The organism is Shewanella yunxiaonensis, assembly GCF_018223345.1.
GTDB classification, from domain to species: Bacteria; Pseudomonadota; Gammaproteobacteria; order Enterobacterales; family Shewanellaceae; genus Shewanella; species Shewanella yunxiaonensis.
Map to the genome: position 1 here is coordinate 2,724,757 of NZ_CP073587.1, position 17,778 is coordinate 2,742,534.

Here is a 17,778-nt window from a genome sequence, read left to right on the forward strand (position 1 = left end):
TTATATTTGTCCCATAAATTAACCGCCATGGACCTGTATCTGGAACCCGCAGACAGTCGTCGACTGGCGTCGCTGTGTGGCCCATTTGATGACAACATCAAACAGCTCGAACGTCGTATCGGTGTCGAGATCAGTTACCGCAACAACCATTTCAAGATTGTGGGTCAGCCTCACGGCTGTCTGACTGCCAGTAATTTATTGCGTAACTTGTATGTGGAAACCGCCCCGGTCAAAGGCAGTACGCCGGATCTCGAACCTGAGAAAGTGCATATTGCCATTCAGGAAGCGATCGCCATTGAAGCAGATGATGGTAGCGATCAGCCACAGGAGCACTTTATCAAGACCCGCAAGGGCGTGATAAAACCACGCAATCCCAACCAAACCCAGTACGTGGTTAACATCGTGCGTCACGATATCACTTTTGGTATTGGCCCGGCGGGAACCGGTAAAACTTATCTGGCCGTTGCGGCAGCGGTAGATGCGCTGGAGCGCCAGGAAGTTAGGCGGATTCTGTTGACACGCCCAGCAGTGGAAGCGGGCGAAAAATTGGGCTTTTTGCCCGGCGATTTGAGCCAGAAAGTCGACCCATATCTGCGGCCGTTATATGACGCATTATTTGAGATGTTGGGCTTTGAAAAGGTAGAACGCCTAATTGAACGCAGCGTCATCGAAATTGCACCACTGGCCTATATGCGTGGCCGTACGTTAAACGATGCCTTTATTATTCTCGATGAAAGCCAGAACACGACGGTTGAACAGATGAAGATGTTCCTGACCCGTATTGGCTTTAATTCTAAAGCGGTCATCACCGGCGATATCACCCAGATTGACTTGCCGCGGCATGTGAAATCAGGCTTACGCCATGCCATCGAAGTGCTTGGCGATGTCGATGAGATTAGTTTTAACTTTTTCCTATCAAAAGACGTAGTGCGTCACCCTGTGGTGGCAAGGATCGTTGAGGCCTATGAGTCTTACGAACAACGCCAACAAGCGGCCAGTGCTCGTCGTGATAGCCAGTACAAACTGGCTGAACCTTCTGATATTACGGAACCTTCCGAACATGAGTCTTGAGCTGACACTGGATTTACAGGTTGCCTCTGAATCCAACCAATTACCGGCTGAAGCCGATTTTTTACGCTGGGCAACGACTGCCCTTGATGGCCGCCTGGATGAGGCCGAAATGACCATTCGCCTGGTGGATGAAGCCGAAAGCCACCAACTGAATCTGGATTATCGTGGCAAGGACAAACCAACCAACGTGTTGTCTTTTCCCTTTGAAGCACCACCCGGCATTGAATTGCCACTGATCGGGGATCTTGTTATTTGTGCCCCGGTCGTTGAAAATGAAGCGCAGGAACAACATAAACCATTGGAAGCTCACTGGGCTCATATGGTTGTGCATGGATGCCTGCATCTGCTAGGTTATGATCATATTGACGACGCCGAAGCTGAAGAAATGGAAGCCATTGAGACAGAACTCATTGAAAGCTTAGGTTTTTCTGACCCTTACAAGGAGCAATAAACGTTCGTCTTCCACGAACTGTGACACCACTATGAGTGATGATATCCCCCCGAGTACCGGCGCCCATAAGAAGGGCTGGTTTGATCGCGTCAGCCAGTTGTTCATGGGCGAACCCCAGAATCGCGACGAATTAGTAGAGGTGATTCAGGACGCTGAACAACGCGATCTTATCACCGAGGACACCCGCGAGATGATCAAGGGCGTTCTAGAAGTATCTGATCTGCGAGTCCGCGACATTATGATCCCACGCGCGCAAATTGTGGCGATTCAATATACAGATTCGGTGGAGGAAGTCCTTAACACCGTCATCTCTTCAGCACACTCCCGCTTCCCGGTGGTCAATGAAGACAAAGACCACATCGAAGGTATTCTGCTGGCAAAAGATCTGATCAAATATGGTTTTAACCACAGTGAAGACCCGTTTTCACTGGAAAAAGTGATCCGTCCAGCGGTGGTTGTGCCGGAAAGTAAACGCGTTGATGTACTGCTTAAAGAATTTCGCAGCCAACGTTACCATATGGCTATCGTTGTCGATGAATACGGTGGTGTGTCCGGACTGGTCACCATCGAAGATATTCTGGAAGAGATCGTTGGCGATATTGAAGATGAATTCGACCATGATGCGACTGAAGAGCCCGAAATCCGTAAGGTGGGTAGCAAAGTTTATCTGGTTAAAGCACTAACACATATCGAAGACTTTAATGATTCCTTTGGTACTCAGTTTAGTGATGAAGAGTTCGATACGGTAGGTGGACTTGTGAGTCATGCCTTTGGTCATCTGCCAGAACGTAACGAAAAGATCACGATTGAAAACATCGAATTCAAAGTGATTAGTGCCGACACGCGCCGGTTGTTGCAGTTGCGAGTCAAACTGCCTGATGACAGCGAAACAGAAGAAAGCAATTCATAGTGACCCTAGCGCCTAGCCGTCTCCGGCAACACCCGTGGTATAACGCTGTACTGGCATTGATTGCCGGTGCAGCCACATCCTTATCCTTTGCGCCCTATAATATCTGGCCCATCTTGCCACTGGCATTGGCATTGGCCTTATGGCTGACCCACAGCGCGTCGACGAAACAAGCCTTTTATCTTTGGCTCAGTTTTGGTTTTGGCAGTTTTGCGTTTGGCATCAGTTGGGTGCATGTCAGTATTTACCGTTATGGCGGTCTACCACTGCCCGTTTCCATGTTGTTAATGGGCATGCTGGCGTTATATCTGGCACTGTATCCGGCGCTGGCAGGCTGGCTCACCGCACGCTTACGTTCGCGCTGGCCAGTATGGAATAACTTGGCACTGTTTCCCGCGCTGTGGGTATTGACCGAGTGGCTTCGTGGTTGGGTGCTGACGGGCTTTCCCTGGCTATGGGCAGGTTACAGTCAGGCGATGGGTCCGTTAAAGCCGCTGGCAGCCTATATCGGCACGTTAGGGATCAGTTTTCTGCTAGCTATGCTCGCCGGTAGTCTGGTGTTACTCGTGCGCAAGCGCTGGATGAGTTTGCCGTTACTGCTGGCCTTGCTGGTCGTAATGGTCTGGCAGGCCCCCAAACACTCAGGAATTGAGCGTACCGGTAAAACCGTCAGTGTTGCCTTGGTGCAGGGAAATATTCCCCAAAGTATGAAATGGGATCCTAATGCACTGTGGCCAACATTGTTGAAGTATATGGACTTGTCGCGACCACACTTCGATAAACAGATTATTATCTGGCCGGAAGCCGCAATTCCGGCACCTGAGGCCATGGTAGAACCATTTCTGGATAATGCCAACAAAGTGGCAAACCTCAACAATACTGCGATTGTCGCGGGTATTGTCAGTATGGCGCAAACAGATTTTTACAACTCATTGATTGTACTGGGCAATGCCCATCAACCTCAGCAATCAGGGGGTGATTATCAAGTCAATGGCAGTAACCAGTATCGGAAACACCATCTGTTACCTATCGGGGAATTTGTTCCGTTGGAATCGTTGTTAAGGCCGTTGGCACCGCTGTTTAACTTGCCAATGTCCTCCTTCACACGAGGGGCATATGTGCAGCCAAATTTGCAGGCGCTGGGATATCGACTGGCACCCGCAATCTGCTACGAAATCGCCTTTCCGGAACAGCTGCGTGACAACGTCAATGCAGAAACTCAGTTACTGCTAACGGTCTCAAATGACGCTTGGTTTGGTGAATCCAACGGTCCATTGCAACATATGGAAATTGCCCAGATGCGCGCCGCGGAACTAGGAAGACCGTTATTGCGAGATACCAATAACGGTGTCACCGCTGTCGTTGATGAACATGGCGCCATCACCGCACGCTTGCCACAATTCCAGGAAGGGGTGCTGACTGCTGATGTGCCTTTGGTCAAAGGCGTAACCCCCTTCTATAAATTCGGTCAGTGGCCAGTATTGATACTCAGCCTTTTGTTATTGCTGCTATGTACCTTGCTACCAAAAGCCAAAAAGTAATTTAAAAATCAATTTATTAAGTATTATTGAATAATTAACTAAATCTGAATTTCGTAAGATATTCTTAAGATGGCTTCGCTAGGGTGACAATGAGACATCACTAGTGGAGTATCTCTATGTCCCAGCATTTGCCTCAGGCACCGTTGGCAGACAACTCGTCTGCCGACCACTCTCTGGCGACAATAGTACCGACCTTGAAGCTGATCACGATTGCCAATACACAACGGCAATCAGTAGAGCAGTTTATTGCCGCTAAATTTCAGCAGGTACACCACGCCCAGCTCAACAGTTTCCTGCCGTGGCTCATTGCGATCATTCACCATGGCAACATTGTCGGGGCCTACGGCTTGCGTCCTGGACAACATCAACCATTATTTCTTGAACAATATCTACCTTCTGCCATCGAACAGTTAGTGGCGGAAAACGCCAGACGACCAGTAGTGCGCGACAGTCTGATCGAAATTGGCAATCTGGCGTTAGCAGAACATGCGTTTGGTCCGATGTTAATGGTGACGCTGGCAAGCGTGCTGTCCGCTGCGGGCTATGAATGGATGGTGTTCACTGCCACCGAACAGGTACAACGCCTGATGCAACGATTAGGATTTGAACCTTATTGTCTTTGCCCTGCCGATCCGCAGCGATTAGCTGGCGACAGCGCCATTTGGGGGAGCTATTACCGCAATAATCCCCGAGTAATGATCGGTAATTTACATCGAGCCTGCGACGTCATGTATCACGACCGCAGACTTTCGAAAATTGCTGCAACCTATGAACGACAAACATCCGCAATTGCTGCAGCAATCCGTCGTAAGTGAGAGGTATCATGAATAATATCGTGGAGTTTCTGAATCAAACGGCCCAGGCTTCTCCGGCACTTATTGCCCTTGAAGACAGCCACCAACAACTGAGCTACCAGACATTAGCGCAACGCGTTGATGCGCTGGCAAAGTGGTTATTACAACAGCAGGTTCCCTGTATTGCACTTCATGGCGGCAACAGTGTCGACTGGGTTGTGGTAGACCTAGCATGTCACGCTGCCAATGTTATCTGTCTGCCATTACCACTGTTTTTTACGCCGCAGCAGATCCGCAATTGTCTCGAGCAGGCAGGTGCGGAATTACTGTTGAGCGAAGAAATTCTGCTTCCCGGTCAATGCAAACTTGACCTTAAACAAGCATTGCCCGGTATCGCTGCCTGGGCGTTGCCGGAAAGGTATCATTGCTGGCAACTCCCTTATGACAGCACTCATCATCTGCCTGAGGGCACCCACAAAATTACCTTTACCTCCGGCTCGACTGGCACCCCTAAAGGCGTCTGTCTCAGTAAAGATCATCAATGGCGGGTGGCCAAATCTCTGGCACAGGAAATCGCGATCAACCAACCCCGGCATCTGTGTTTACTGCCATTGAGTACTTTGCTGGAAAATATCGCAGGGATATACAGCCCGCTGTTATGTGGCGGCACCGTGGTGCTCCCCAATGATGCCGAGCGCGGCATGCTCGGCAGTTCCAACATAGACAGCCATCAGTTGCTGCAATGTATCAGTAAAACACAACCGCATTCGATGATCCTGCTCCCGCAACTGTTGCGTCTGTTAGTAGCCGCTTGCCAGCAGGGTTGGAAAGCGCCGCCGCGCCTGCGCTTTATAGCCGTTGGTGGTGGCCGGGTAGATCCCCAATTACTGCTCACGGCACAGCAACTGGGGCTGCCAGTATATGAAGGCTACGGTTTATCTGAATGTGGTTCAGTCGTGGCACTTAACACGCCCAGCCAGTCACGTAGTGGTGCTGCCGGTAAAGTTCTGCCCCACTGTCAGGTGCGCATTGATGATCAAGAAGTCATTGTTTCAGGAGCTTGTCATCTGGGTTATGCCGGGATGCCCGACAGTTGGTACCCCAATGACATCCACAGCGGTGATTTAGGACATCTGGAGGATGGCTGGCTCTATATTGATGGACGACGCAAGAATCTGCTGATCTCCTCATTTGGCCGCAATATCAGCCCAGAATGGGTTGAGTCTGCCTTGCTCGCTGAACCATTGTTAAATCAATGCGTGGTCGTCGGTGACGATCAACCGTTTTTGTGCGCCTTATTAACCGCGTCGACAGCTGTCAGTGACTCGCAGATAACCCAATGGATAGACAAGGCCAATGAACAGTTACCTGATTACGCAAAAGTGCGGCAATGGCTGAGGCTGGAAGATAAACAGCTTCTGCCATTTATGACGGCCAATGGTCGCTTGCAGCGCCAGCAACTGCTCAAAGCATTTAACCTGCAAATTTCTTCCTTGTATCAACAGCAGAAGTAAGAGGTCGATGATGGCTTTTTATGATGAGTTACAGCAACAGACGATTGCCAGCAGGCAGTTTCTTTTGGACACCCCCATTATCAACCATTGCCTCGCCGGAAACGTGACTAAGGCTGAATATGTGGCCTTCCTGCAACAGGCTTATCACCACGTAAAACACACATCACCATTGTTAATGGCAGTCGGCTCACGTCTGCCTGAAAGTAAGGAATGGCTGCGCGAAGCCGTCGCTGAGTATATCGATGAAGAAAAAGGACATCAGGAATGGATCCTCAACGATATTGCTGCCTGTGGTTACGACAAAGAAAAAGCGCGAAAGAGCTCACCTAACTTCAGCACAGAGATGATGGTCACTTACGCTTGGGACATGGTCAGCCGAGTTAATCCGTTGGGCTTTTTCGGCATGGTCAACGTTTTGGAAGGCACCAGTATCAACATGGCACTGCTGGCAGCCGACAAAATTCAAGCGACGCTAGCGCTGCCCGATAGTGCCTTCAGTTACCTCAAATCGCACGGCGAGTTAGACAAAAAGCATATGCATTTCTTTAAAGGGTTAATGAACCGCATAGACGAACCGCAGGAACAGCAGTTGATCGTGCATGCTGCCAACAACTTTTATCGGCTATATGGCAATGTATTTCGAGAGTTGGATGCCGCACAAGCCAGCTATATCGAGAAAGATGCCGCGGCTTAAACGGGACAACGATATGACAATGCAACGTAGACGAGTGATCCTAACAGGGGCGAGTGGTGGCATTGGCCGTTCAATCGCGAAAGCGTTGGCCGCGCAAGGGCATGAGCTGCTGCTCTGCGGCCGCAATAATGGCAAACTGGCCATCTTATTGGATGAATTGGAGGGTAGTGGTCATCAGTTATTGGTGGCGGACCTGACGACGACTGCCGGTATTACCTCGCTGCAGTCAGCCGCGAATGCCTTCGAAGCTGACACCCTGATTAACGGTATGGGGGTTAATCAGCTGACACTCCTGGCTGATAGCAGTATTGCTGACGGTGAACGCATCCTCGCCACTAATTTGCTAGCCCCCATCAATGTTTGTCGGGCCTTGCTCCCGCTGTTTCAGCATAAGCAAGCGACTATCGTCAATATCGGCTCCATCCTCGGCAATATAGGCTATCCAGGCTCTACCCTCTACTGTGCCAGTAAAGCCGGGTTACAGCGCTTTACCGAATCACTAAGGCGAGAACTCACCGATACTGAGATTGCTGTGCTGTATTTTGCGCCTAGAGCGACAGGGACGGAACTCAACAGCCCCGCAATGCGCGAAATGAACCAGCAGCTAGGCAATAAAACGGATAGCCCTAATTGGGTCGCAGAACAACTGTGTCTGGCACTGCGACAGCAAAAACAAGGCGATATTTTTCTGGGCTGGCCAGAATCACTGTTCGTGCGGATTAATGCCTTGTTGCCCAGACTGGTGGATAACAGCATCTTAAAACAACTGCCGGTTATCAAACGTTTCTGTCGCGGCTCTAATCATCCGCAACACGCTGTAGGAGAACACCATGAAGTATCTTAACTTACTGCTCATAGTTATCAGCTTGGTGACTGCTGCGGCCAATGCTGATGACGCCAGTGATAGTGCGTTAATAAAGCTCCAGCAACAGTGGGCGGTTGATAATTACACCCTGAAAGGCGATGCCAAGGAAAAAGCATTTTATGAACTGCTGCAACAGGCAGATACGGCGGTAAAGACCTATCCCGGTGATAATCGCCTGATTATCTGGCATGGCATCATCAACTCTACCTATGCGGGTGTCAGCGGCGGACTCAGCGCGTTGAAGTACGCCAAAATTGCCAAAGCCGACTTTGAACACACCATTGCCAATCAGCCTGAGGCTCTGCAAGGCTCGGCCTATACCAGTCTCGGCGTGTTGTATTTTAAGGTTCCGGGATGGCCCATTGGATTTGGTGATAACGACAAAGCCGAAAAATTGCTGAAAAAAGCCCTTAGCATCAACCCAGAGGGTATTGATGCTAACTATTTTTACGGTGAATTTCTGCTAGACGATGACCGCTACGATGAGGCGCAAAAATATCTGCAACAAGCACTGCAAGCAGCGCCACGCCCCGGGCGAGAACTGGCTGACAGTGGCCGAAAACAGGAAATTGAAGCAGCGCTGGCAAAGTTAAAAAAGCAGCAGAGTTAATCACAAAAAACGCAGTCCAATGGCTGCGTTTTGTATAGTGATCAAATTCTCAGAGATTACGGCATCAGCGGCTCGCGGGTAAACTCTGAATGATCGCATTCGGGGCAATCCGGAATAGCATCGGTGAATTCGATATTCATCTTGTGACCGCAATTAGTGCAGGTCAGTGTTCCCTGAGTGACAATATCACCACTGTGGTATACGCCTTTCTGACTGAACTGGCGGGCCAACTCATGCCACTCGACCTGACTGCGGTCGCTGATCTCACCGAGCCAATGCCAAAGGGTGTTTTCCAACGTAATGGCTGTAGGGCTGTAACTCAGATCATCTTCTGCCTGAGTGGCGATAAAGCTGGCAACATCCCGTTGCAAAAACTCTTCCACCAGCTGTAATTGGGCTTCATCAGCATGACGTTTTAATGCAAGGTATTCCTTACCTTTTTTGATAGTACTTAGGAGGCTCTTCACGGTGAGAGAGGTATCCTGCTGATAAATTTCTTTCACCTTTTGAAGCAAAGCCTGATACAGATCTAGCAATTCCTTACTTTTATCACTCATGGCGCTACTCCTTTAAGACGAGTCTTGGTGAATGACTCACTTCTGGTTTATTCTATGCAGATTTAAAATGCGTCGCAAAGCGCGTATATCTCAAATTTATGGGCGGCAATGCCGAAAAACCTGATGCAAGAGCAATACAATCCCTCAGAAATTGAGGCCCGGGTTCAACAGCACTGGGCTGACAACAAAACTTTTGAAGTCACCGAAGATAACAATAAAGAGAAGTTTTACTGTCTCTCCATGTTCCCCTATCCTTCTGGTCGCCTCCACATGGGCCACGTTCGCAACTACACCATAGGTGATGTTGTCTCTCGTTTCCAGCGACTGCAGGGTAAAAACGTGTTGCAGCCTATTGGTTGGGACGCTTTCGGACTGCCGGCAGAAAACGCCGCCATCAAGAACAAGTCTGCACCAGCACCTTGGACTTACGCCAATATTGATTACATGAAAAACCAGCTGAAAATGCTGGGGTTCGGTTACGACTGGAGTCGTGAAATCGCTACTTGTACCCCAGAATATTACCGCTGGGAACAATGGTTCTTCACCAAACTGTATGACAAAGGTCTGGTTTACAAAAAAACCTCCTCAGTGAACTGGTGTCCAAACGACCAGACCGTGCTGGCGAACGAACAGGTGGTTGATGGTTGCTGCTGGCGCTGTGATACCCGTGTAGAGCAGAAAGAAATCCCACAATGGTTCATCAAAATCACCGCTTATGCGGAAGAACTGTTGAATGAAATCGATAACCTGGAAGGCTGGCCAGAGCAGGTTAAAGCGATGCAGCGTAACTGGATAGGTCGCTCCGAAGGCGTTGAGATGACCTTCCAGGTGGCTGACAGTGACGACACTTTTGACATCTACACCACTCGTCCCGATACCGTCATGGGCGTGACCTATGTGGCGATTGCCGCTGCACACCCATTAGCGATAAAAGCCGCCGCGAACAATCCTGCGCTGGCTGCATTTATTGACGACTGTAAGCAAAGCAAAGCGTCAGAAGCCGATTTAGCAACCATGGAAAAGAAAGGCGTAGCCACCGGGCTGTACGCTATTCATCCGCTGACCGGCGATAAGGTGCCGGTATGGGCAGCTAACTTCGTCCTGATGAATTACGGCACTGGCGCGGTGATGTCCGTCCCCGGCCATGACCAACGTGATTATGAGTTCGCCACTAAATACGGTCTGCCGATCAAAGGGGTGATCAAATCTGCGGAAGGCGAACCTGATCTGAGCCAAGAAGCGTTTACCGATAAAGGTATCCTGTTCAATTCTGGTGAATTTGACGGCTTAGCATTTGACGCAGCCTTTAATGCCATTGCCGAGAAGCTGATCAGCCAAGGTAAAGGTAAACGTCAGGTGAACTTCCGTCTGCGCGACTGGGGCGTCAGTCGTCAACGCTACTGGGGCGCACCAATCCCGATGGTCACCATGCCAGATGGCAGCGTGATCCCGACACCAGAAGATCAGTTGCCGGTCATTTTGCCAGAAGACGTGGTCATGGACGGGGTGCAGAGTCCGATTAAAGCCGACAAAGAATGGGCCAAGACCACTGTAAACGGCCAGGCTGCGCTGCGGGAAACCGATACCTTTGACACCTTTATGGAGTCCAGCTGGTATTACGCTCGTTATTGCTCACCGAAAGCCAATCAGATGCTGGACACTGATAAAGCCAACTATTGGTTACCGGTAGATCAGTACATCGGGGGTATTGAACACGCCTGTATGCATCTGTTGTATTTCCGTTTCTTCCACAAATTGCTGCGCGATGCCGGCTTGGTCAACAGCAATGAACCCGCCAAACGTCTGCTGACACAAGGCATGGTACTGGCAGATGCCTTCTACTACACCGATGAAAAAGGCGCACGTATCTGGGTTTCTCCGCTGGATGCAGAAGTGCTGGAACGTGATGATAAAGGTCGCATCAGCAAAGCCGTAGACAAAGAGGGTCATGAACTGGTGTATACCGGCATGAGCAAAATGTCTAAGTCAAAGAACAACGGTATCGACCCGCAGTTGATGGTGGAAAAATACGGTGCTGACACCGTGCGTTTGTTTATGATGTTTGCCGCCCCCCCAGAATTAACACTGGAATGGCAGGAGTCTGGTGTAGAAGGCGCACATCGCTTCATCAAACGTCTGTGGAAATTGGCCTCTGATCATGTCAATGCTGGTCCAACTGAAGCGCTCGATGTCAGCAGCCTGAATGCCGATCAGAAAGCACTGCGGCGCGAGCTGCATAAGACCATTGCTAAAGTGACAGACGATATTGGTCGTCGGCAAATGTTCAACACCGCCGTTGCAGCCGTGATGGAACTGATGAACAATTTACAAAAAGCACCGCAGGAAACAGCCCAGGACCGGGCGTTGCTGGCTGAAGCACTGTCTGCGTTGGTTCGTCTGTTATATCCCATCACGCCACACCTGAGCTTTAGTCTATGGCAGGCGTTGGGCAATACCAGTGACATTGAAACCAGCCGCTGGCCACAAGTAGACGAAGCGGCGCTGGTAGAAGACAGCAAATTAGTGGTAGTGCAAGTTAACGGTAAATTGCGAGCCAAAATAACCGTTGCAGCCGATGCCGAACAACAACAGGTGCAAGACCTAGCATTAGCAGATGAACAGGTGCAGAAACACACCGAAGGCAAGACAGTGCGTAAGGTGATTTATGTGCCAGGGAAACTGCTGAACATTGTGGCTAACTAACTGACAGGACACTCATGCTGACACCTATAAAGCGTTTCCGGCATTTGATGTTCACTGCGCTGGCACTGGTCATGATGACCTGTGCCGGATGCGGTTTTCATCTGCAAGGCAGTTATTCGATCCCACCACAGCTGAAAACACTCAGTCTGACCACACCCGATCAGTACAGTGAGCTGAGCCGTTTGGTACAGGATCGACTGCGTCTGCACAATATTAGCGTTAAGCCCGCCAGCGATACGCTGCCACGCTTGACCCTGATGAAAGATTCACTGGAGCGCTCTACCCTGTCTATCTACCCTACAGGTAATGTGGCGGAATATGAGTTGATCTATCGGGTGTACTTTAGTGTCGCCATGCCCGGCAAAGAAGCGCAGAGCTTTACGGCAGAAGTCCGCCGCGACTATCAGGATGATCCCCGTACCGCGCTGGCAAAAAGCCGGGAAATGGATCTGCTGGTGAAAGAGATGCGCAGCCAAGCGGCGGATTACATTATTCAGACACTGGCCGCCACTGAGGTGAAGTGATGCGGGTGTATCCAGATCAGCTGGCACGACAGCTCACGACATTAAGACCGTGTTATCTGTTGTTCGGTGATGATCCCTGGCTGCTGGATACCACCAGATCACAACTGCTGGCAGCGGCGCGCCAACAAGGGTTTGAAGAACGGGTACAACTGGAACAGGACACGAGTTTCAATTGGCAGGATCTTTACAACGAATGGCATGCCATGAGCTTGTTCGCCAGCCGACGCATTATTGAACTGCAATTACCCCAAGCTAAGCCCGGTAGTGATGGCAGTGCCATGTTGTTAGCGTTGCTGCAACAGCCTAATCCAGATACGGTGTTACTGCTTACCGGACCTAAACTGGCGAAAGAGCAGCAAAATAGTAAATGGTTTAAGCAGTTGGACAGCAAGGGAATCTTTGTTCCCTGCACGACACCTGAAGGTGCTCAATTTCAGCGTTGGTTGGATGACAGGATCCAGTATTACCAATTGCACCTGCAGGTTGACGCACGCACCATGCTGGCCAGTCTGTATGAAGGTAATCTGCTGGCCGCAGACCAAGCGCTGCAGCTATTACAACTACTTGCCGGTGGTCGTGCGGTAGATGCCAATGAATTAGCGCATTATTTTGAAGATCAGTCGCGCTTCAATGTGTTTCAGCTGACAGATGCGCTGCTGGCAAATCAGCAAGACAAAGCCCAGCACATGCTGGTGCAGCTAAAAGCCGAAGATACTGCGCTACCCATCGTGCATTGGGCATTGCAAAAGGAACTGACACAGTTATGGCAGCTGCAATCCGCCCTGAGTGTCGGTCATGATCTCAACCAGTTGTTTAGCCAATATCGGATTTGGGACAAGCGAAAACCGTTATACCAACAGGCATTAAAAAGATTACCCCTAGATGCCATTGAAACCATGCTGGGTATCAGCTCCAAACTGGAACTGGCACTGAAGCAACTGGGGCGAGAAGATTGGGTGGGCGTGAGCCATCTGTGTCTGATGTTTGATGCCGAGGCTCATAAACAGTTACAGCAATTCGAGTTAAGCTGATGCGAATAGGGATTTTAGGCGGTACATTCGATCCTGTGCACTACGGACATCTGCGTCCAGCAGCTGAAGTCTTGCAGCAGTTGCAGCTCGACCAACTGTGGTTGATGCCCAACAATATTCCCCCACATAAACAACAAGCCAGCGCTAGTGCAGACCAGCGGCTGAAAATGTTACAGCTGGCCGCAGCTCACTTTCCCCAATTTGCCATCAACGCCGTCGAATTGGAACGTGCGACCCTGTCTTACAGCGTCACCACATTGCAACACCTCAGGCAAAAACATCCACTCGATAGCTTCTACTTTATTATGGGGACAGACTCACTGGTCACCCTTACGACTTGGCAGAACTGGCAGGAACTGTTCACGCTGTGCCATCTGGTTGTCTGCTATCGGGCAGGATGGCAATTACAGCCAGATAATCCGGTGTATCAGGAATGGCATCAGCGCCGTCAGACACCGGCACAGCATCTTGCGGCATGGAAACATGGCGAAAATGCTGCTGTCGGTAACATCATTATGGTTGATGTTACCCCACAGCCCTTCTCCTCCAGCGCTTTACGTAAGGCAATTGCCATCGATCAGTTGCAGTCTTGCCGTGAGGCACTGCCAACGGAAGTACTGGATTACATCGTGTCACAACAGCTTTACCGCGAGTAAGGCTGATTCTGTGCGTCGTTTAGGTATATACTACGGCGCTTGAATCTCTATAACCCCGAAAGAGGAACATCAGCTTGCAGAGTGCGGAGTTGAAACAATTCGTTGTTGATAAGGTCGAAGACATCAAAGCTAAAGATATCGTGGTGCTTGATGTGCAACAGAAATCCAATATCACCGATTACATGGTGATTTGTACCGGAACCTCCAATACCCACATCAGCGCCATTGCGCAGCATGTGGTGAGTGAAGCCAAACAAGCGGGTATTCCCCCTTTAGGCGTTGAGGGACGCGACGGCAGTGAATGGGTGCTGGTCGATCTCGGTGATGTGATTTTGCATGTCATGCTGGAACAAGCACGAGATCATTATCAGTTGGAAAAACTCTGGGCTGAAGTTTAACGCCGATGAAGCTACAACTCATCGCTGTCGGCACCAAAATGCCGGATTGGGTCAGTAAAGGTTTCATGGAATATCAACGTCGGTTTCCTCGAGACATGGCGTTGGAGTTGCTTGAAATTCCTGCCGGTAAACGCGGTAAGAATGCCGATATTGCGCGCATTTTGCACAGAGAAGGCGAAGCCATGCTGGCGGCGGTTGCCAAGGGTAACCATATCGTTACCCTGGATCTGCCTGGCAAAAACTGGACGACTCCAGAACTGGCTGAAAATTTAGCGAAATGGCAGCTAGATGGCCGAGATGTAAGTTTATTAGTCGGTGGACCGGAAGGCCTGGCACCCGCCTGCAAACAAGCAGCGGCACAGAGTTGGTGTCTATCCGCACTTACCCTGCCCCATCCATTAGTCCGGGTCGTGGTTGCCGAGAGCCTATACCGCGCCTGGAGCATTAATAATAATCATCCCTATCATCGGGAATAACCGCGGACGGAGATCACTGAGTGCAGCAACGAAAGCGAATTACCATGCACGACCATGCCGCAGAGGCTGCGCTATTCCGGCGCCGTGCAACGTTCACTTTCATCTGTGTCGCCATACTGCTGCTGGTACTGGTGGGAAATCTTTATCATTTGCAGGTCACCTCATACAAAGATTACGCGACCCGCTCTAATGATAACCGCATCCGTGTGGTGCCACTGCCCCCTAGTCGTGGCCTGATTTACGATCGCAACGGCAAACTACTGGCGGAAAATCAACCGTTTTACTCACTGGAAGTGATTCCAGAAAAAGTAAAAGACATGAACGCCATGCTCGATCAGTTGGCAACTGTCGTCCCTATTTCCGATGATGAACGTCAAAGTTTCACTGAAGCGCTGAAATTCCATCGGCGTTTTAAGCCATTAACCCTTAAAAATCACCTGTCTGAAACCGAGCTAGCCGCCTTCAGCGTTAACCAATATCGCTTTGAAGGCGTGTCGGTTGAAGCCGGGCTTAACCGTTACTATCCTTATGGCGAATTGTTAACGCATGTCTTGGGTTATGTCGGTCGCATTAATAACCGCGATCAAAAAGCGCTGGAATTATCTGGCGATTGGCCAGACTACGCGGCAACCAATGATATCGGTAAGCAAGGCGTCGAAAAGTTCTATGAAAGCCTGCTGCACGGCAAGCCTGGTCATCTCGAAGAAGAGGTGAATAACCTGGGACGCCATATTCGCACCTTAAAGGTTGAACCACCGGAACCCGGGCAAGATATTTACCTGACGATTGATCTGGCATTACAACAGAAAGCAATGGAACTGTTGGATGGACGTCGTGGTTCTATCGTTGCTATCGATCCGCGTGATGGCGGTATTCTGGCGATGGTTTCCAGCCCCAGTTATGACCCAAATCAGTTTGTCCATGGCATTAGTGCCAAGGCTTATAGCGAGCTGTTGAATTCAGAATCACGGCCACTGATCAACCGCGCCACCCAAGGGCAATATGCGCCGGCATCAACAGTCAAACCATTCCTGGCCTTGATGGGCCTCGAAGATGGCATTATCAATGAAAAAACTCGCGTCTGGGACCCGGGATACTGGCAGATCCCTGGGGTAGAACGTAAGTATCGTGACTGGAAACGCTGGGGCCACGGCTGGGTTGATGTGTATGGGGCCATCGTTAATTCCTGTGACACCTACTTTTATGATTTAGCCTACAAAAGCGGCGTAGATCGGATTTCCAACTTTATGGAACAGTTCGGCTTTGGGGAAAACACGGGCGTGGATATCTATGAAGAATCGCCCGGTAACATGCCTTCAAGAGACTGGAAACGTCTACGTTATAACCAACCGTGGTATATCGGCGATACGATTTCTGTCGGTATTGGCCAGGGGTACTGGACTACAACCCCATTACAGTTGGCCGCCGCGGTTACCATCCTGGCAGAAAAGGGGCGGCGTATTCCACCGCACCTGCTGAAATCCATCAAAGACAGCACCTCAATGATTGACTCGCCAGTGCAGGAGAAACCACCAGTCACGCTGAAAAATCCACGGCATTGGGATGTGATTGCAGAGGCGATGCGGCAAACCGCCCTAAAGGGTCGTTTTAGTGATGCTAGTTACACGGCCGCAATGAAAACCGGTACTGGGCAGGTGTTCAGTATCGCGGAGGACGAACGTTATAATGCCAAAACCATTGATGCACATCTGCGCGATAACGCCTTGACGATTGCCTACGCACCGTTTGAACATCCCAAAATCGTACTGGCAGTGATTCTGGAAAACGCCGGTTGGGGTGGCCAAAATGCCGGGCCAGTGGCGCGTGCCATGATGGATGAATATCTGTTGCGGGATAAATGGGAGCTACCACATGCACAGCCATAGACCAAACCTCTGGCAACGCCTGCATCTTGATTTACCGCTGTTGCTTGGACTGCTGGCACTGATGTGCTTCGGGCTGTTCGTGATTTATTCTGCCAGCGGCGAAGACCCGGGCATGCTCGAACGACAAATGGTTCGCATGGTGATCTCCTTAGGGTTAATGTTCGTTCTGGCGCAGATTAATCCGGAAGTCTATCGGCGTTGGGCACTACCGATTTACCTCACGGGCGTAGTATTTCTGCTGGCGGTGCACTTTTTTGGCGAGATCAATAAAGGCGCGCAACGCTGGCTTAACCTTGGTTTTATGGAGTTTCAGCCATCCGAACTGATGAAACTCGCCTTTCCCATCACCATGGCCTGGTATATCAGTAAATTTCCACTGCCGCCCAAAAAGCGCTACCTGGCAGGTGCCGCAGTACTATTGGCCGTTCCTACGCTACTGATCGCTAAACAGCCAGACCTCGGGACATCTATTCTGGTAGCAGCGTCCGGCATTTTCGTGCTGTTTCTTTCCGGGATGAGCTGGACGATTGTCGGCGGCGTTATCGCGGGCATTCTGGCATTTTTGCCGGTGTTATGGTTCTTCCTGATGCACGATTATCAACGCAACCGCGTGCTGACATTACTTAACCCTGAAGCCGATCCACTGGGCACCGGCTATCATATCATCCAGTCGAAGATTGCCATTGGTTCCGGCGGTATCTGGGGCAAAGGCTGGCTGGATGGCACCCAATCGCAGTTGGAATTTTTACCCGAGCGCCATACTGACTTTATCTTTGCGGTCATTGGTGAAGAATTTGGTTTAATTGGCAGTGTCTTTTTGCTGACACTATACCTTTACGTTATCGGGCGGGGATTGGTGATTGCCTCGCGCGCTCAAACCAGTTTTGCGCGATTATTGGCAGGCTCCATCACCCTCACATTTTTCGTTTATGTGTTTGTTAATATTGGGATGGTATCCGGTATCCTGCCGGTAGTCGGTGTGCCTTTACCGCTGATCAGTTATGGTGGTACGTCGATGCTGACTTTGCTGGCGGGTTTTGGCATCCTAATGAGTATTCACACTCATCGACGCTTTATCGACAGATAGGAATGCCGTTTTC

18 protein-coding genes are annotated in these 17,778 nt (G+C 50.2%); 17 read left to right on the forward strand and 1 reads right to left on the reverse strand.

Annotated features, from left to right (window positions below; translation table 11 throughout):
- Positions 1 to 6 precede the first annotated feature (6 nt).
- From KDN34_RS12520 to KDN34_RS12560, 9 genes are all read left to right on the forward strand, one after another.
- Positions 7 to 1,071, forward strand: a complete 1,065-nt coding sequence (locus KDN34_RS12520; RefSeq protein WP_212594086.1) for a PhoH family protein — start codon at positions 7 to 9, stop codon at positions 1,069 to 1,071.
- Entirely contained in the window at positions 1,061 to 1,522 is a 462-nt protein-coding gene (ybeY, locus tag KDN34_RS12525; protein WP_212594087.1) for an rRNA maturation RNase YbeY, read from the forward strand. Before KDN34_RS12520 ends, ybeY begins: the two co-directional genes overlap by 11 nt.
- Positions 1,523 to 1,553: 31 nt before the next feature.
- A complete protein-coding gene (gene corC, locus KDN34_RS12530) occupies positions 1,554 to 2,432 on the forward strand; it encodes a CNNM family magnesium/cobalt transport protein CorC (protein ID WP_212594088.1) in 879 nt (292 codons plus the stop codon).
- Positions 2,432 to 3,970, forward strand: coding sequence for an apolipoprotein N-acyltransferase (gene lnt / locus KDN34_RS12535; RefSeq protein ID WP_212594089.1), 1,539 nt, complete (start codon positions 2,432 to 2,434; stop codon positions 3,968 to 3,970). The genes corC and lnt overlap by 1 nt, the downstream gene beginning before the upstream one ends.
- Positions 3,971 to 4,086: 116 nt before the next feature.
- A complete protein-coding gene (locus KDN34_RS12540) occupies positions 4,087 to 4,785 on the forward strand; it encodes a thermostable hemolysin (protein ID WP_212594090.1) in 699 nt (232 codons plus the stop codon).
- A gap of 8 nt (positions 4,786 to 4,793) precedes the next feature.
- On the forward strand, positions 4,794 to 6,278 hold the full coding sequence (locus KDN34_RS12545) for an AMP-binding protein (protein WP_212594091.1): 1,485 nt from the start codon (positions 4,794 to 4,796) through the stop codon (positions 6,276 to 6,278).
- 10 nt (positions 6,279 to 6,288) lie between these two features.
- Positions 6,289 to 6,972, forward strand: coding sequence for a TenA family transcriptional regulator (locus KDN34_RS12550; protein ID WP_212596650.1), 684 nt, complete (start codon positions 6,289 to 6,291; stop codon positions 6,970 to 6,972).
- 13 nt (positions 6,973 to 6,985) lie between these two features.
- Entirely contained in the window at positions 6,986 to 7,816 is an 831-nt protein-coding gene (locus KDN34_RS12555; RefSeq protein ID WP_212594092.1) for an SDR family oxidoreductase, read from the forward strand.
- Positions 7,803 to 8,447, forward strand: a complete 645-nt coding sequence (locus KDN34_RS12560) for a tetratricopeptide repeat protein (RefSeq protein WP_212594093.1) — start codon at positions 7,803 to 7,805, stop codon at positions 8,445 to 8,447. The genes KDN34_RS12555 and KDN34_RS12560 overlap by 14 nt, the downstream gene beginning before the upstream one ends.
- A 56-nt stretch (positions 8,448 to 8,503) precedes the next feature.
- Here the strand turns inward: KDN34_RS12560 and KDN34_RS12565 are convergent, their stop codons facing one another.
- Entirely contained in the window at positions 8,504 to 9,004 is a 501-nt protein-coding gene (locus KDN34_RS12565; protein ID WP_212594094.1) for a zinc ribbon-containing protein, read from the reverse strand.
- 123 nt (positions 9,005 to 9,127) lie between these two features.
- Between KDN34_RS12565 and leuS the strand changes: the two genes are divergently transcribed.
- From leuS to rodA, 8 genes are all read left to right on the forward strand, one after another.
- Complete coding sequence (leuS, locus tag KDN34_RS12570) at positions 9,128 to 11,707, forward strand: leucine--tRNA ligase (protein WP_212596651.1); 2,580 nt, start codon at positions 9,128 to 9,130, stop codon at positions 11,705 to 11,707.
- 14 nt (positions 11,708 to 11,721) lie between these two features.
- A complete protein-coding gene (locus tag KDN34_RS12575) occupies positions 11,722 to 12,231 on the forward strand; it encodes an LPS-assembly lipoprotein LptE (RefSeq protein WP_228730336.1) in 510 nt (169 codons plus the stop codon).
- Complete coding sequence (gene holA, locus KDN34_RS12580) at positions 12,231 to 13,262, forward strand: DNA polymerase III subunit delta (RefSeq protein ID WP_212594095.1); 1,032 nt, start codon at positions 12,231 to 12,233, stop codon at positions 13,260 to 13,262. The genes KDN34_RS12575 and holA overlap by 1 nt, the downstream gene beginning before the upstream one ends.
- The gene (gene nadD / locus KDN34_RS12585; RefSeq protein ID WP_212594096.1) at positions 13,262 to 13,918 is read left to right on the forward strand and encodes a nicotinate-nucleotide adenylyltransferase; all 657 of its coding nucleotides are present in this window, start codon (positions 13,262 to 13,264) and stop codon (positions 13,916 to 13,918) included. Before holA ends, nadD begins: the two co-directional genes overlap by 1 nt.
- A 74-nt stretch (positions 13,919 to 13,992) precedes the next feature.
- Complete coding sequence (gene rsfS, locus KDN34_RS12590) at positions 13,993 to 14,316, forward strand: ribosome silencing factor (RefSeq protein WP_212594097.1); 324 nt, start codon at positions 13,993 to 13,995, stop codon at positions 14,314 to 14,316.
- A gap of 5 nt (positions 14,317 to 14,321) precedes the next feature.
- Entirely contained in the window at positions 14,322 to 14,792 is a 471-nt protein-coding gene (gene rlmH, locus KDN34_RS12595; RefSeq protein ID WP_212594098.1) for a 23S rRNA (pseudouridine(1915)-N(3))-methyltransferase RlmH, read from the forward strand.
- 20 nt (positions 14,793 to 14,812) lie between these two features.
- Positions 14,813 to 16,678, forward strand: a complete 1,866-nt coding sequence (mrdA, locus tag KDN34_RS12600) for a penicillin-binding protein 2 (RefSeq protein WP_212594099.1) — start codon at positions 14,813 to 14,815, stop codon at positions 16,676 to 16,678.
- Positions 16,665 to 17,765 (forward strand): rod shape-determining protein RodA, encoded by a 1,101-nt coding sequence (gene rodA, locus KDN34_RS12605; RefSeq protein ID WP_212594100.1) that lies wholly within the window; start codon positions 16,665 to 16,667, stop codon positions 17,763 to 17,765. The genes mrdA and rodA overlap by 14 nt, the downstream gene beginning before the upstream one ends.
- Positions 17,766 to 17,778: the final 13 nt, after the last annotated feature.

What these genes read in the sequence shown, in the direction of transcription:
- ybeY (WP_212594087.1), top strand. Translation starts at nt 1,061, where the DNA reads ATGAGTCTTGAGCTGACACTGGATTTACAGGTTGCCTCTGAATCCAAC.
- corC (WP_212594088.1), top strand. Translation starts at nt 1,554, where the DNA reads ATGAGTGATGATATCCCCCCGAGTACCGGCGCCCATAAGAAGGGCTGG.
- KDN34_RS12540 (WP_212594090.1), top strand. Translation starts at nt 4,087, where the DNA reads ATGTCCCAGCATTTGCCTCAGGCACCGTTGGCAGACAACTCGTCTGCC.
- KDN34_RS12545 (WP_212594091.1), top strand. Translation starts at nt 4,794, where the DNA reads ATGAATAATATCGTGGAGTTTCTGAATCAAACGGCCCAGGCTTCTCCG.
- KDN34_RS12550 (WP_212596650.1), top strand. Translation starts at nt 6,289, where the DNA reads ATGGCTTTTTATGATGAGTTACAGCAACAGACGATTGCCAGCAGGCAG.
- KDN34_RS12555 (WP_212594092.1), top strand. Translation starts at nt 6,986, where the DNA reads ATGACAATGCAACGTAGACGAGTGATCCTAACAGGGGCGAGTGGTGGC.
- KDN34_RS12560 (WP_212594093.1), top strand. Translation starts at nt 7,803, where the DNA reads ATGAAGTATCTTAACTTACTGCTCATAGTTATCAGCTTGGTGACTGCT.
- KDN34_RS12565 (WP_212594094.1), bottom strand. Translation starts at nt 9,004, where the DNA reads ATGAGTGATAAAAGTAAGGAATTGCTAGATCTGTATCAGGCTTTGCTT.
- leuS (WP_212596651.1), top strand. Translation starts at nt 9,128, where the DNA reads ATGCAAGAGCAATACAATCCCTCAGAAATTGAGGCCCGGGTTCAACAG.
- KDN34_RS12575 (WP_228730336.1), top strand. Translation starts at nt 11,722, where the DNA reads ATGCTGACACCTATAAAGCGTTTCCGGCATTTGATGTTCACTGCGCTG.
- holA (WP_212594095.1), top strand. Translation starts at nt 12,231, where the DNA reads ATGCGGGTGTATCCAGATCAGCTGGCACGACAGCTCACGACATTAAGA.
- nadD (WP_212594096.1), top strand. Translation starts at nt 13,262, where the DNA reads ATGCGAATAGGGATTTTAGGCGGTACATTCGATCCTGTGCACTACGGA.
- rlmH (WP_212594098.1), top strand. Translation starts at nt 14,322, where the DNA reads ATGAAGCTACAACTCATCGCTGTCGGCACCAAAATGCCGGATTGGGTC.
- rodA (WP_212594100.1), top strand. Translation starts at nt 16,665, where the DNA reads ATGCACAGCCATAGACCAAACCTCTGGCAACGCCTGCATCTTGATTTA.